Origin of the sequence: Streptomyces sp. NPDC093260, from assembly GCF_040683715.1 — a bacterium.
Lineage (GTDB): Bacteria > Actinomycetota > Actinomycetes > Streptomycetales > Streptomycetaceae > Streptomyces > Streptomyces sennicomposti.
The window spans coordinates 88,382-102,715 of the sequence record NZ_JBFBEK010000030.1 but is presented as its reverse complement, the minus strand read 5'-3'; the positions used below and the strand labels follow the sequence as shown (position 1 = coordinate 102,715).

Annotated in this window: 13 protein-coding genes and 3 pseudogenes; 12 read left to right on the top strand and 4 right to left on the bottom strand. The window is 69.2% G+C overall.

Going from position 1 to position 14,334, the window contains the following annotated elements; genetic code table 11:
* Positions 1 to 159 precede the first annotated feature (159 nt).
* From AB0N63_RS29850 to AB0N63_RS29840, 3 genes are all read right to left on the bottom strand, one after another.
* Positions 160 to 522 carry a hypothetical protein gene (locus AB0N63_RS29850; RefSeq protein WP_365533676.1) on the bottom strand — a complete coding sequence of 121 codons (363 nt, stop codon included), beginning with the start codon at positions 520 to 522 and terminating at the stop codon, positions 160 to 162.
* Between the two features lie 29 nt (positions 523 to 551).
* Positions 552 to 1,211, bottom strand: coding sequence for a hypothetical protein (locus tag AB0N63_RS29845; RefSeq protein WP_365533673.1), 660 nt, complete (start codon positions 1,209 to 1,211; stop codon positions 552 to 554).
* 641 nt (positions 1,212 to 1,852) lie between these two features.
* The gene (locus AB0N63_RS29840) at positions 1,853 to 2,485 is read right to left on the bottom strand and encodes an MBL fold metallo-hydrolase (protein ID WP_365533671.1); all 633 of its coding nucleotides are present in this window, start codon (positions 2,483 to 2,485) and stop codon (positions 1,853 to 1,855) included.
* Positions 2,486 to 2,915: 430 nt separating this feature from the next.
* Here AB0N63_RS29840 and AB0N63_RS29835 point away from each other — a divergent pair, with 430 nt between their 5' ends.
* The 9 genes and pseudogenes from AB0N63_RS29835 (at position 2,916) to AB0N63_RS29795 (ending at position 8,715) form a co-directional block, all read left to right on the top strand.
* Complete coding sequence (locus AB0N63_RS29835; protein ID WP_365533668.1) at positions 2,916 to 3,275, top strand: hypothetical protein; 360 nt, start codon at positions 2,916 to 2,918, stop codon at positions 3,273 to 3,275.
* Positions 3,276 to 3,334: 59 nt separating this feature from the next.
* Positions 3,335 to 3,697, top strand: a complete 363-nt coding sequence (locus AB0N63_RS29830) for a DUF2267 domain-containing protein (protein ID WP_365533665.1) — start codon at positions 3,335 to 3,337, stop codon at positions 3,695 to 3,697.
* A gap of 692 nt (positions 3,698 to 4,389) precedes the next feature.
* Positions 4,390 to 5,279: pseudogene (locus AB0N63_RS29825) on the top strand (aldo/keto reductase); the annotation flags it as partial.
* A gap of 161 nt (positions 5,280 to 5,440) precedes the next feature.
* Complete coding sequence (locus AB0N63_RS29820) at positions 5,441 to 5,938, top strand: Hsp20/alpha crystallin family protein (RefSeq protein WP_365533662.1); 498 nt, start codon at positions 5,441 to 5,443, stop codon at positions 5,936 to 5,938.
* Positions 5,939 to 6,018: 80 nt separating this feature from the next.
* Positions 6,019 to 6,325 (top strand): annotated as a pseudogene (locus tag AB0N63_RS29815) (transposase); the annotation flags it as partial.
* Positions 6,244 to 6,843 (top strand): PEP/pyruvate-binding domain-containing protein, encoded by a 600-nt coding sequence (locus AB0N63_RS29810; RefSeq protein ID WP_365533698.1) that lies wholly within the window; start codon positions 6,244 to 6,246, stop codon positions 6,841 to 6,843. The pseudogene AB0N63_RS29815 and the gene AB0N63_RS29810, both read left to right, overlap by 82 nt.
* A complete protein-coding gene (locus AB0N63_RS29805) occupies positions 6,843 to 7,094 on the top strand; it encodes a hypothetical protein (RefSeq protein ID WP_365533695.1) in 252 nt (83 codons plus the stop codon). Before AB0N63_RS29810 ends, AB0N63_RS29805 begins: the two co-directional genes overlap by 1 nt.
* Before the next feature lie 11 nt (positions 7,095 to 7,105).
* Positions 7,106 to 8,290 carry an SPFH domain-containing protein gene (locus AB0N63_RS29800; RefSeq protein WP_365533693.1) on the top strand — a complete coding sequence of 395 codons (1,185 nt, stop codon included), beginning with the start codon at positions 7,106 to 7,108 and terminating at the stop codon, positions 8,288 to 8,290.
* Between the two features lie 71 nt (positions 8,291 to 8,361).
* Positions 8,362 to 8,715, top strand: a complete 354-nt coding sequence (locus AB0N63_RS29795; protein WP_365533659.1) for a helicase associated domain-containing protein — start codon at positions 8,362 to 8,364, stop codon at positions 8,713 to 8,715.
* Here the strand turns inward: AB0N63_RS29795 and AB0N63_RS29790 are convergent.
* The gene (locus AB0N63_RS29790; protein WP_365533656.1) at positions 8,661 to 9,200 is read right to left on the bottom strand and encodes an RICIN domain-containing protein; all 540 of its coding nucleotides are present in this window, start codon (positions 9,198 to 9,200) and stop codon (positions 8,661 to 8,663) included. The genes AB0N63_RS29795 and AB0N63_RS29790 overlap by 55 nt on opposite strands.
* Before the next feature lie 931 nt (positions 9,201 to 10,131).
* On the opposite strand from AB0N63_RS29790, the gene AB0N63_RS29785 reads away from it, so the two are divergent.
* From AB0N63_RS29785 to AB0N63_RS29775, 3 genes and pseudogenes are all read left to right on the top strand, one after another.
* Positions 10,132 to 11,556: an NAD-dependent succinate-semialdehyde dehydrogenase gene (locus AB0N63_RS29785; protein WP_365533653.1), complete on the top strand. Its 1,425-nt coding sequence runs from the start codon at positions 10,132 to 10,134 to the stop codon at positions 11,554 to 11,556.
* A 606-nt stretch (positions 11,557 to 12,162) separates the two neighbouring features.
* Positions 12,163 to 12,240, top strand: a pseudogene (locus AB0N63_RS29780) (IS5/IS1182 family transposase); the annotation flags it as partial.
* A 689-nt stretch (positions 12,241 to 12,929) separates the two neighbouring features.
* Entirely contained in the window at positions 12,930 to 14,210 is a 1,281-nt protein-coding gene (locus AB0N63_RS29775) for a N,N-dimethylformamidase beta subunit family domain-containing protein (RefSeq protein WP_365533652.1), read from the top strand.
* Positions 14,211 to 14,334 lie beyond the last annotated feature (124 nt).

Genomic DNA, 14,334 nt, shown 5'->3' with positions numbered 1-14,334 from the left:
AACAGGACCCTAGACAAGTCCCATCGTTGCAGGTCAGGAGCACTCTCCGCTTATTTGATCAAGCCTCGGACACCCCACCTCGCGAAAGCGCGAGGTTAGTGTCACTGGTCGCCGGGGCGCGGGTGAGGGTGAGGGTGAGGGTGCACTCATCCGGTGCCGTCACCGGTTCCCGGCCCGCCTGCCGTCCAGCAGTCCGTGCAGGTGCGCGGCGGCGTTCTCGATGTCCGCGTATTTCTGCTGTCCGGCGCGTACCTCGGCAGAGAGCACACCGCAGCGGTGGACGCGCTCGAAATCACCGTAGGGGAACTTGTACCGCCCTTTGGTCTCCTCTCCCATCTCGTCGTCGATGCCCAGGTACCACCTGGCGTACTCATCGAATCCGTGCTTCTCGAGGTAGGCATTCTCGTCCGCTGCCGAAGGCCGGTGCTCGCTCCACTCGTCCCGGTCGTCCAGGACGATCCAGCCCTCTTCTGTCAGTTTCTTTGCGTGGTTGAACGCCACCGCGTTCAGTTTCACCGCCATACCGTTTACCGCCCTATCGACAGTCGTGTTCAGATGTCGGCTGCTGCCGCCCGGATATCCTGTCGGGCCTGCCCCATCAGCTCGTTCAAGTCGCCGACCTCAGGACTGAGTTCCCGCGCGCGCGGCGCGATCCGCTGCAGCCATGCCGCAGTGGCCAGAGCCAGTTCGATGGCCTCCTGGGTCCGCTCCTCGCCGAGCAGATTCTCGACCTTGAAAGCAATACTCGCGAGCGTGTCGTCATCGGTGACGGGCACCAAGTAGGGCTCCAGGCCCGGCGGATACGGTGTCCGCTCCCGATACTCACGCATCGCGGTCACGACCGCGGGCACCGCGCTGTACCTGTCGAGGAGGCCCATGAAGACGTACAGGCGGGCCACCAGCCGAGGCAGGCCGGGGTGACGATCCAGCCAGGCCATCAGCTCGCGCTGATCACCGACGTGGTCCATGATCTGCGACATCTCCTCCGCGACCCGGTTGGGCCAGGTCCAGTGGAAGGGCAGCAGCCGCGCCACCCGATGAGCGAGCGCCGCCTCGCCCTCCGCGTCCAGCGTGCCTGCGGCGAATTCGGCGACCTGCCTGTGGTCCAGTCCGTAGTCGGCCGGCGCCGCCCGGTCCTGTGAGCTCTGTGTCGAGTCGTGGCGCAGACGCAACAGCTGTGTGCCGATCTTGCTCAGTGTCCGGTTCCGCATCGTTCCTCCCAGCTCGCGATGTGTTCTTCATCGTCCAGAGCGGCCGAACGACCAGCTCCTGCTCGGCTCCAGGCGCCCCCCACCCACCACACCCGCAGTTCGCCGGACCGCAGCGAACGCAGCAGACCTCCCGGCATGGTCCGGTCGCGTCGGCGCCGGGCTCCCGGGCAGTCCTCGGTGTGCGAGACCGCGGGCGTCTGTCGATGTCCAGTCGGTTCATGAGTCGTAGATCGGCGAAGGTCCGACAAAGGGAGTGCAGGCCGACGGCGCAGTGCTCCATGGCGTTCAGACCGCTGCGCAGGACCAGCCCGGTGCCGGGTGCCGGACGTCCCCGCGGATTCGGGCGCAGGCGCTCCGCGGCCCTGGCCAGGGCCGCGTCCACATCGGCGGTCTGGTGATCCAGTCGCCGCGCCTCCTCCAGCCGTGCCGCGAGGTCCCTGGTCGCATCGTCGGCAGCCCCACGCAAACGGGCGGGGCCACAACCGGGTTGAGCAGGACGCCTACGGTCACGCCTACCAGGGTTTCGATGACGCGCCCGGGTCCCCCACGCCCAGCCATGGACGGTCCGCTCGAGCCCTTCGCGCGTGACTCGGATACGAGCCAGCCCCCCGGCGCGCGGGAACTCCGGGTGGCGCCCTGGTTCAAAGGTCCCGTTCCACCCACTCATCGACGTGCTGCCCCGCCAGGCCGACGGTCGTGACATCGCCATGCCCGGGGCAGACCACGGTGTCCGCCGGCAGGGAGATCAGCCGCTCACGGATCGAGTTGATCATCCTCGGGAAATCGGAGCCCTCCCGCCCGGCCATACCCGGACCGTCGGACAGCAGCGTGTCACCGGTGAAGACGGTGTGCAGCACTCGGTCGTACAGGCTGACGGAGCCCGGCGTGTGTCCGGGAGTGTGACGTACCGTCAGTTCCGTTCCCGCGACATCGATCTCCCGGCCGTCGGTCAGGTCGTCGTCGGGGGTGCGGTCCGGGTAGATGTCGTGCCACAGCCTGAGGTCGTCGCGGTGCAGCAGGATGGGCGCCCCGGTCAGTTCGGACAGCTCCACGGCCGCATCGACGTGGGCGCTGTGCGCGTGCGTGCACACGATCGCGACCAGACGGCGGTCGTCGACCGCCTCCGCGATGAGATCGGGCTCGTGGGCGGCGTCGATCACGAGGACCTGTTCGTCGTCGCCCACGATCCATACGTTGTTCTCCAGCCGCACAGGGACGTCGTGCGCCCCGGTCAGGCTGCCGACCGTCACCAGGCGTTCGACGTGGGCGGTCATCGGGACCGCACCGCCGAGACCCGGCCGCCATGGCGCACCGTGCGCGTGATCGGATCGCGTACCTGCGGTTTCATGGAACGCCCCCTTCCCGGCGAAGCCCTCTACGCCAGTGGACCTCGCAGGGCGCGGCACGGCAAGTCCGGCACGCCCTGGAGGGACCGGTGGACGGTGGCGGCCGACGCCGACCTCTTCGACCGGCAAGATCGCCGCGCCGGCTGTCACACCGGGCGGGGACAGGCAGTCTTGAGGGAGGTGCAGCCACCGGCGGGACACGGTGATCGCGGTGTATGCGGGTACCCCGTCTGCTTGAGTGGCGTCACAGTCCCGGCGGCGCGACGATGCGGCAGGGGGTCTGCGCTCACCAGGCCGATCGGGGCCGGTGACCGGGTGGTGAAAGATCCGCCCCGCATCCGGTCACGGCGGGTGCTGCGTGACCGGCCTGTTTTTGTCCCGGGGGCACTTCGTACTCGTGCCCTACCTATGGCATCCCCGGCAAAACCGGCTGCTGGCGATGTCGAAGCGTTCCGGGGAATCCTGTGCCGACGCCCGAATCCAGGGGAGATCACCATGCCCGGCAATATCGAACGTGCCGCCCTGCACCGCGGTTCAGGCCGCCGCGCAGATCCTGGCGAACACCGCCGAGCAGGCCGAGCGGCAGCACCCGCAACACCCGTACGCCCAGGGCGTCGCCGAGGTCGGGATGCTCACCGGTGCGTGGACGCGGTGCGCCCCTTTACCGAGGAAGGTGAAGAAGGCGGGCAGTGACCAGCGCTTTCGGCACCGGCCGTGATCGCCGTTTGGGGCAGTGCATGCGCGGTACCTGTCACGGGTCGCAGGATTGGAGGCGCCATGGACAGCGACGAGTTCGTCCGGCTTGTCAGCCGGCGGGCCCACGTGCCCGAGGAGCAGGCTAGGGAGCTGACCCGGGCCACGATGCTGACGCTGGCCGAGCGGATCACCGGCGGCGAGGCCAGGCACTTGGCCGGTGTCCTGCCCGCCGAGATCGCCCCGCCCCTGGTTCCACCGGAGGATGTCGCCCAGAAATTCGGCGTTGCCGAGTTCGTCCGGCGAGTGGGTGAGCGTGCGGGCGCCGATGAGGCCGTGGCGCGCAGGGGCGTTGCGGGGGTTTTCATGACTCTGGGAGAGGCCGTCCCCGACACGGAGTTCCAGGATGTGATGTCCCAACTGCCGAACGAGTTCCAGAACATGTAGCGTCGGACATCTCTGCACCCCGAATACGGCTGCGCGCATGTCATGAGAATCGCTCGCAAGTGCTTGTTTGACATCCATCTGGCCGGCGGGAGGCAGGAAGAAGCGGTTGCGCGGCATGTGCGCTGTCCGGTACTGCATTCGAGGGTCCGGCCGACGTGGCTGGCCTTGGTCCGTGGCCAGCTTCTGGCCATGCCTGTCAGGTGTTATGACGCGACCGGTGTCTTGCCGATCGGAAGATACCCGTGCTCGGCCGTGTTCATCAGACCAGAACCTCGCGGACGTGGCACCAGCGCCGGTCCTCCCCTGGCTGGAAGGCCTGCACGACACGGTGACCTGCGCTTCTCGCGTGCCGTCTGGCGTGCAGTGGCTGCTCAGCCATGCCCCACGGGGTCTCTGATCCGTCCGGCGAGGTCGCGGGCGGCCTGTCCTGGGGCGCGGGGCTGACCGTGCGACAGGGGCCGCCAGGTGGCCCACGCCGGGTTCCTACTGAAGCACACGGAGGGTCTCGGGCACTCCCCAGAGTGACGAACCGGGGGGCTCCACGCCTGCGTCTGGCCAGTCAGGACTGCACAGGTCCCATCGCCCTACGAGTACGAGAGAAAGAATCCCCACATCTCGGGTACGCCGGCCCGTGAGCGGGTACGCGATATGCCGCTCGGTTCTCTGGAGGCTTCGAGGGACGGGGTGTTCCTATGGCCGACAGTCGGGCGCACAGCCTGCACCACGGCTACTCCCACCGGAAGGACGGCCTTCCACGGGGCGACGCCGGGCGGCACTCCAAGGCCGCGCGCGGTGGGCCCCGCCCGCCCGCGGAGGTCCTCCTCGTCAGCAAGGTGCTGCCGGGACACGCCGACCGGAACGGCACCGTCGCCGCCTGCGAACGCAGCCTGCGGCGGCTGCGTACGGAACGGCTGGACCTGTACCTTCTGCACTGGCGGGGGCGGTGGCCACTGGAGGAGACCCTTGCGGGATTCACCGACCTGATGGCGGCGGGAAAGATCCGTTACTGGGGCGTGACCAATCTGGACGTCGCCGACATGACCGAGCTGACCACTCTCCCCGGGGTGCGACGCCACGGCCGTCGACCAGGTGCTGTTGGTGGCGTGGTGCTGCGCGCCTGTCTGGGGCGCCGTGCTCTGCTCGTCGGGCAGGGCGCCGGTTTCCGCGTCATCGGCTCGCGCTGTTCACCCGACACCCGGCGACTGCGCGACTTCGCCGCCCGCAACCGGCTGCTGCACCGCTGGATCGATCTGGAGACGGACGAGGAAGCCGAGGCGCTGCTGCGCCGCTTTTCGGTTGATCCGGAGCAGACACCGCTGGTGATCTGGCGGGACACGACCTTGCTGCGCAATCCGAGCAACGCCGAACTGGCCCGGTTCATCGGCCTGCCGCCCCCGCCGTCGAGCAACGGCCACGGCGATTTGCTGATCGTCGGCTCCGGTCCGGCCGGTCTCGCCGCTGCGGTCAACGCCGCCTCGGAGGGCCTCGGCACGACCGTGATCCCGGCCTGGCCGCCGGTGGCCAGGCCGGGACGTCCTCCCGCATCGACAACTGCTTCGGCTTCCCCTCCGGCATCTTCGGAGAAGGCGCGATGAGGATCCACTTCGTGCACCGCTACGCGGGCCACACGGCCGCGCCCGGCGGTACCGACAGCTCCCCGTACACACGTCCGAAGGAGTCCGCCCGGCTTGGATGAAACCCAGCGGGCGAGGAGATCTCGATAAGGAGAAGGAGGCGATGGTAATGACCACGCCCGTCCGGCGCCCCCGGGGCGGCGCAATGCAGGGCAGGCCCCTTGGCTGGGCACGCAATCCGCTGACGGAGTTCGACCAACTGCTCAGTGAGATGAGCGGACTGATCGAATCGACGGTGGGAGGCGTGGCACCCGCAGTCGCGTGGACACCCCTGGCGGATGTCACGGAGTCCGACGACGCCTTCCACGTCGAGATCGAACTCCCCGGCGTCAGGAGCAAGGACATCAACGTGGAAGCCAACGGCCAGGAGCTGGTGGTCACCGGAGAAATCAAGGAGAGGGAACGCAGAGGCGTCCTGCGCCGGAGCACCCGCCGCACCGGAGCCTTCGAGTACCGGCTGCGGCTGCCCGGAGAGGTCGACACCGAAAAGATCAATGCGCAGATGTCGGACGGGGTGCTCGCCATCACCGTCCCCAAGGCCGAGGTCGCAAAGCCCCGGCACATCGAGATCAGCGAGAGGAGTGAAAGCACCGAGAGCAGCGGCTGAGACGCGAACGCCGTGGTTCCGGGCACCCGTCCGGCACCACGGCCGGGCCGGCGACGCTCGACACCCGGGTGACTCATGGGCCGGGCGTGCCCGAGCGGCGTACCCACGACTACCTGCGGCACGCTGTCACCAGCCTGTTCGCCGCGTTCAACATCGCCGACGGCACTGTCATAACTCCACCGCCGCCACCGGGCCATCGAGTTCAAGAAGTTCCTGATCACGATGGACAAGGCGGTTCCCGCCGGACTCGATGTGCACCTGGTGTGCGACAACTACGCCACCCACAACACCCCAGAGATCAAGACATGGTTCGGCAAGCACCACCACTTCCATGTCCACTTCACCCCGACCGGCTCCTCCTGGATCAACCAGGTCGAGCGGTGGTTCGGTCTGCTGACGGGAGTGTCCGATTCAACGGCGGATCTGATGATCAGGGAGACGCGTCTGATGACGGAGACCGCCGTGGAGGACGAGCAGGCCGAGCAGGTGGTTCGGGCACCGTCGACCATGACTTTCCTCAGGCTCCCGCCCGGCAGCTCCATCGGGCGATCCTCGCCGTGTTCGGGTCCTGGAACGCCGAACGCGCCGTGCTGTACCGGCGGCGCGAGCACATCCCGGACGATCTGGAAACGGCCGTCACGGTGCAGCGTATGGTGTTCGGCAACCTCGGCCACGACTCGGGCAGCGGCGTCGCCTTCACCCGTGACCCGGCGACCGGGCGCCCCGCCCTGTACGGCGACTACCTGCCGAGCGGTGCCCCGCATGGCCCTGGTCTGGGCAAGACCCCTTGGTCCCGGCGCACGGAGCGCCTCACAGCGGCGCAGCGAGTGCTCCTTGTCCGTGGGTGCCGGCCGGACTGGGTTTATCGTCGGAATGAGGGGGCCAGGGCGAGGAGGACCCGGTGATGCCACAGGACGAGGCCGTGGTCGGCTGCACGGGGACGGTGCTCATCGGGACTCGCGGATCCGCGGGACCCGGCGAGATTCTGGTCCGGGTCAGGGGCGGCTCCGAGACCTTTCTCGCCTGGTCGGAGGACCCCCTGTCGGCGGGTGTGGCGGTGCTCGTGATCGAGTCGCGTGGATGCCGCGAGGTCGGTGTCGTGGAGTGGGTGGATCCTTTGGACGCGCTCGGCGAGGACACCGCCGGCGCCGGCTGAGGAGTACAGGCATGTTCGGATACCGCGTCCCCGCCCCCGACGAGGCGATGTTGATCTCGGGAGGCAGGCGGGGTCTGGGCGGGGCTCCGTTTCGGGTGGTGACGGGACACGGCAAGTTCGTCCTCCCGGTCTTCCGGAAGGTCCGGTTCCTCACCCTGTCGATGTGTGAGTCCGAGGTCACCGAGACCTGTGTGACCAGACAGGGCATCGCGTTGCACGTACGCGCGGTCATCGCCTTCAAGGTCGGCAACGATCACGAAAGCATCATCAACGCAGGTCAACGTTTTCTCTCTGACCAGGAGCAGATGTCGGTACTCACCGGCCGGATCTTCGCCGGCCACCTGCGGGCCATCATCGGCTCGATGACGGTCGAGGAGATCGTCACCGAGCGGCAGAAACTCGCCGCTGAGGTACTGGACACCTCCAAGACCGAGATGGCGAAGATCGGCCTGACCGTCGACTCCCTTCAGATCCAATCGATCGACGACGGCGACACCGGCTACATCGACGCGATGTCCGCACCGCACAAGGCCGCCATCCAGCGGCAGGCCCAGATCGCCCAGGCGCAGGCCACTCAGGCGGCGACCCAGGCGGAGCAGGCCGCGGCCCGTGCACAGGCCGAGTACGCCAGGCAGACCGCCGTCGTCAAGGCCGAGTACTCGGCCGAGGTGGACCGCGCCCAAGCGAGGGCCGCCCAGGCCGGACCGCTGGCGCAGGCAGACGCCCAGCAGGAGGTGCTCGCCGCCCAGACCGAGCTGGCCCAGCGGCAGGCCCGGCTGCGTCAGCAGCAGTTGGTAGCCGAGATCGTGAAGCCCGCCGAGGCCCAGGCCGAGCGAGTCAGGATCCTCGCCGCCGCCGAGGCGCAGCGGATGAAGGTCCAGGCCGAGGCGGCTGCCTCCTATGACCGGGTCGCGCTTGACCGGATGCTGATCGACCAGCTGCCGCAAATCGTCAAGGAGGCGGCCGGCGGCCTCGCGGGTGCCAACGTCAACGTCCTCAACGGCGCGGACGGCCTTGGCGAGATCGCCGCCGGCCTCGTGTCCCAGGGCCTGACGATCCTCGACTCGGTCCGACAGGACTTGAGTAACCAGAAGTCCGACGGCCGTCGCCCCGAGGAGCGCGAGGACGACGTCCTGCCTCCACTGGCCGCCGGCAACGAGCAGACGTCGACGGACGATCACGAGGACATCGACTGAGGACGGCGGCGGACGGCTCCCACGCGAAACGATGCCCGTCGGCCGGAGAAACCCACGGACGTGCCCCCGCCGTGGAGCTGGCACAGCCCCGCATGGAGGCGCTGGAGGCGTGCGATCCCGGGTGGTGCCCCGAGTGGGACATCGCCTGGCAGCGCAGCTTCCGGCTCGCCCTCGCCCACGTCCGGGCCGGCGGGAAGACCCTCGCGGCGGGCGAGGTGATCGCACAGGGCGAGGACCTCGGCGCATGGACCGCCGCACAGCGCCGCCAGTGGGACACCTTCCTGCCCGCACAGCGCCGGCTGCTGGAAAACACACACGGACCGGAACCGGCGACCGCCGACCTTTCACCCAGATCGTGCGCTAGGGTCGCCTACCGCCACATCGTTGTCTTGCTGCTGCCCGAGGGAACCAGCGTCACGGACTGACCCGCCCCGCCTGCCCCCAGGTTGTAATACCCCTTGACCGGGTCGCCGTCCGGGCTGAAGAACGAGCTCCCGGAGGTATGGGTGATCTCGAAACGTTGGTTCTGACGCCCGTTGCACGTCCAGAGGACGACCTTCGCGCCCGTGTAGTAGTTGCCACCAGGGACGTCCATGCACAGGCGGGTGTTGTACGAGGGGTGGAAGTACCACTCGTTGTACTGGCTGCCCGCCACGCGTTCCAGGCACCACTTCTGATTGCTTCCACCATTGCGGTACCAGGTGACCACCGGAGTGTGCTTACCTCCTCCGCCTTTGGCATCAAGGTAGAGGCCCGTGCGCGTGTTCTTCCACGTGACCTTCTGCGCGCAGCGGTTGGCTGCCGCGGGTGCGGCTGCGGGGGCCGCGGCCGCCGGCAGTGCGCTCAGTCCGCCAGCCAGAACGGCACCGGCTGCTGCGACAGCGACGGCCAGCTTACGAAAGTACGTCATGTCCCTCCCCATGGGCCGCCCGGAACGGCAGCCAGGACGACATCGGTCGACGAATTGATGGGTGGCCGGCTCCCCCTGCCGAGACGCCGCTCGGCGCCGACCACCACACAGGATTCCGTCAGGGCACCAACGACGTCATGAGCGAGCAGCGCACTCGACTTGGCACACAGCGCACTTCTCGAGGTCACTTCGCCGTGAATGGTCGTGCATGCATCAAGCGGGGGGGAATCCCCGTCGCATCCGCGCCACCAGGGCGTCGCCAGGGAGCGGCCGGCCCACCGAGCGGTCACCGCGGCGGAACAGCTCGACGATCAAGCCTGGAATGCCGGCGTGAACGAGCGGCGAGGACGCGGCTTCGTCTTCCGCCGGGCGACTCGTGGACGATGCAGCCGCTGGCCAGCTACTCAGCCGGCGGTCGTCCAGGTGTGCCCTGCGGACCTCGTGCAGCAGACCGCCAGCCGGAAGCTCGACGTTCGTCAGATCGCGTCCGGGCTCAAGGAGTGGGCCCGCTGACCTCGGCGGGCCGGCTGCCGTGTCGCCGACCTGCGGCACAGCATGATCGGTTGCCCGGCGCACCGCCTCCGCGAGGCCCTCGGGTAGCCCGGTGGTCAGGTCCCAGGCCTGGCCCGGGCTCAGCCCGGGGGCCCAGCGTGGCCCAGGTCAGGTCCGCCGCCTCCTCCCGGCCCAGTCCGGTGCGCTCGGCGAGGGCACGGACGAATTCCTGCTCATCTATGGGTCGTCCTCGTTCCCTGCTGTGTTGCGACGAACGGCGCGGCCCCCCTGCACGCCTGCCACGCCGACCCGGCCCGCGCCTGCGCACGGACGGCGGGGACCACGACTACCCACAGCTTGCCGTGGCATGGGACCGGATCAGTACGTGTGAGCGGGTCCGGGCGTGGAAACCCGAGACACCCGACCTCAGGGAGGCGTCATGGACGCCCATGCCACTGCCCAGGGAAGCCCTATCGCCACGGTCAACCCGTACACCGGTGAAAGGGTCCGTGAGTTCCCGGCGCTGAGCGTGGAGGAGGTGGGGCGCGCGATCGACGCGGCGCACTCGGGCTTTCCGCACTGGCGCGCCCGGTCGGCGGCCGACCGGGGGACCCTCGTGCAACGCGCCGGCCGGCTCATGAGGGAGCGTAAGCAGGAACTGGCGCACCTCCTGACCCTCGAGGTCGGCAAGCTGATCGACTCGAGCCGTGCGGAGGTCGACCTCGCGTCCGACATCCTCACCTACTACGGCGAGCATGGCCCCGAGCTGCTGGAAGAACGACCCCTGCCGGTGCCCGAGGGCACGGCCGTGCTGGTGAACGAGCCGATCGGCGTCCTTCTCGGTGTGATGCCGTGGAACTTCCCGCTGTACCAGGTCGTCCGATTCGCGGGTCCGAACCTCGTCCTCGGGAACACGATCCTGCTCAAGCACGCGAGTAGCTGCCCGCAGTCCGCGTTGGCACTCGAGCGCCTGTTCGCGGATGCGGGGGTGCCAACCGGGGTCTACACCAACCTTTTCGTGCGGGGCAGAGACGTCGGGAAGATCATCGACGATTCGCGAGTGCAGGGAGCGTCACTCACCGGAAGCGAGCGGGCGGGCGTGAGCTTGGGCGAGATCGCCGGCCGCAATGTCAAAAAGTCCGTCCTTGAGCTGGGTGGCAGTGATCCCTTCGTCGTGCTGGATGGTCACAACCTCGAGCGCACCGTGTACGCCGCGTTTCTCGGCCGGATGGGCAACACCGGGCAGTGCTGTGTGGCGGCCAAGCGCTTCATCGTCCTTGCCGACGTCTACGACGCCTTCGTCGCCGGCCTGCGTGACCGGATGAGCGAGGTGCAACCGGGAGATCCGGTCGACCCCGCCACCACGCTCGGCCCGCTGTCCTCCGAGGCCGCGGCGGAACTCCTGATGGAGCAGGTTCGTGACGCGGTGGACAAGGGAGCCACGGTGGTGCTCGGCGGCGGGCGGCCCGACCTGCCGGGCGCCTTCGTCGAGCCGACCCTTCTCACTGACGTCACACCGGACATGCGGGCCTACCGGGAAGAGCTCTTCGGGCCCGTCGCCACGGTCTACCGGGCCGCCGACGAGGACGAGGCCGTGGCACTTGCCAACACCTCCCCCTACGGCCTGGGAGGCGCGGTCTTCGCCGCCGATCCGGAACGTGCTCGCGGGGTCGCGGACCGGCTTGAGGCAGGCATGGTGTGGATCAACCACCCGACCGCGTCCCGACCGGAGCTGCCCTTCGGCGGCATCAAGCGCTCCGGCTACGGGCGCGAACTCGGCGACGTGGGCATCGTGGAATTCGCGAACCGCAAGCTCGTGCGCTACGTGGACGCCGACGCCCCGATCGAAGAAGTGCTGGGCTGACCTACGAGCAAACCGGTCAACCGCACCTTTCCGTGCCGGGCTGGTGGTGCACCGCTGCTGCGGCGTGCACCGATGCGGTGCGCATCGATGGGGAACACGCGGTACCCCCGGTGGAGATCCAGCGCGTCGTCAGTGTTCGCCGAGCATCCTCACGAACGTGCGACGCCCTGCTGACCAGGCCCCAGGCCTGGGCGGACGCGACCGGGCCGACCACGTGGGAGGTCAACGTCGACTGGTTGGTGTCCTCACTTCACGGCGGCGCGGCCTGCGCAGAGCTGGCGGTCCAGGAGCTCCGTACACGTTCCCCGACAGTGATCACAGGTGCCAGGGGCATCGTGCTTGCACGGGTCGCACGCGGTCCCGCAGGGGTTGCCGTCAGCTCGTTCGGCAGCCGGTTGCACCTGCCCGGGGGATACGGGCCGCTGCCGCGTCGAAAGCAGTAGCCGGTGTCGGAGGCAAACACGACGACCGAGGTCTGCCCCATGTCCGGGCGGGCCAGGACCAGAACCGACTCTCCGGCCTTGTGGTACTTCCGCATGAGCGGTGTCCTCACTTCGTTCGGTCGGGCGCGAGCATTGGCCCGAGGTGGTCGATGACCCGGTCCGCCGCCGACTTCGACATGCCAGCCTTCCGCTGGAGGACCGGACGCTGCTGGTCACCGCCTACTGGCGCGCCAACCTCAGCTGTCCCGCGCCTCCGCCGCGACCGGCGCGCTCCAGGTCCACCAGGGCATCGAAGTCGCCTCAGGGCGATACCGGCCATTGAGCAGCCGTCACCGAGCCGTGCCCCATCCGTTCCCTCCGTGAGCGGGGCCGTCTCGCAGGGGACTCTCCCTCCGTGTGCGATCTCCTGCCGCGCTCGGTAGCTTCTCAGTGCAAGGCACGTCGCGCCCCGGGCGGCCCACGCAGATCCGACGGATCCGTGTCTTCCCCGCGGTGCCTGCCCCGTCTGCGATGTGGTCCGACCACCCGCGCGGCCTCGCGATGGCCCGGAGCCGACGAGGCGGGTACTCGGTGCGGACGACGTGCATCCGTCGAGGCTGACAAGGAGCCCGGGTGAGCCGGCACAGGCAATCCTCAGGACGGCTTCCCGACGCGGAACGGCTTCAGGACATCGGAGGGGGCCCCACGCTGGGGCGCCGGGATCTCCTTCGCGGCTCGGTCGCGGCGGCCGGAGTGGGCGCGGTATCCGCCGCCTGCGACTCCCCGCAGAAGCGACCGCCGCGCCGAGCAGCGGATCGGCACCGGCCCGAGACCGAGCAGGACCGGCCCGGGACCCGCGACTGGCGGCTCGCCCCGACCGGTCCGCCGGACGCTGTGGCCGGGTACACCGACCGAGTCAGCATCCGGCCCGGCCAGGAGTGTGGCCTGCACGTGTCGACGACGGCGTCGTCGTTCCGCGTGTCGGTGTTCCGCGTCGGCTGGTACGGCGGGACGTGCGCCCGGCTGGTGTGGCGTTCCACGTCGGTGCGGGGCCGTGCCCGGCCCGCCGCGCGGGTGGTGTCCACCACGCGCACCGTCCGGGCCGACTGGCCGCGCACGCTGACGTTCGGCACGGACGGGTGGTCCGAGGGGGCGTACCTGATACGTCTGGAGACGGACAACGGCCACCAGCGGTACGTCCCGCTGATCGTGCGTTCCGCCCGCGGAGCGGGACGCACCGTCCTGCTGCACGCTCCGGCGACCTGGCAGGCGTACAACCGGTGGGGTGGCTACAGCCTCTACAACGGCGCCTCCGGCGCGTACGCCACCCGCTCGCTCGTCGTCAGCTTCGACCGGCCCTACGACGGGAGCGGCGCCGAGAAGTTCCTGACCTACGAGTGGGCGGCCGTCGTCCTGGCCGAGCGACTGGGCATTCCCCTCGCCTACACCACCGGCATCGACGTCCACGACGACGCCGCCGTGCTGCGCGGGGCCGCCGCCGTGATCTGCCTGGGCCACGACGAGTACTGGACTCCCCGACAGCGCCGGCACGTCACCGAAGCCCGCGACGCGGGCTCCAACATCGCTTTCCTCGGAGCCAACACCTGCTTTCGCCGTGTCCGCCTGGAAGCCGGCGGGACTGGCCAGGGACGCAGCGTTGTCTGTTACAAGTCCTCCTACCGCGACGATCCCTGCTACCCGTCGCGCCCGGACCAGGTCACCACCGACTTCCGGCTGGCGCCGGGCGCCGACCCCGAGTCGTCGCTCACCGGCGTGCTCTACGAGGGTTACCCGGTAGACGCGCCCTACGTGGTGCACGCGGCGGACCACTGGCTGTACGAAGGCACGGGTGTGCGGCACGGCGAGGATTTCGCCCACCTGGTCGGGGTGGAGTACGACCGGGTCACACCGGGCCCGCACGTTCCCGCGATGCTGGAGATCATCGCGCACTCGCCCCTGGTCAGCGCCGGCGCGCGCAGTCACAGCGACTCCGCCTACTACACCGTCCCCAGCGGAGCGGGCGTCTTCGCCGCCGGCACGATGCGCTGGGTGGAGGCTCTGGCGGCGAAGACGGGCCTGCTGGGCCGCGATCACGGCATGGACGCCCGTACCCGCGCCTTCGTCACCCGAACCACGGAGAACCTGCTGCGCGGCTTCAGCGGCGGCCCCGCCGCCCGGCACCGTCCCGCCCCCCGTCCCAACGCACGCGAGGTGTACGGTACGGGGGGCTGACCAGGGAAAGGGAGCCGCTCGCTGAGGTCTCCCCCGTCGCACTGCGACACCTTCCTGGCGCCCCGGGAACCTGCGGCAGCGCGCGGGTCCGCTCACCGTCATCGACGACTTCCGCGCCGCCGAC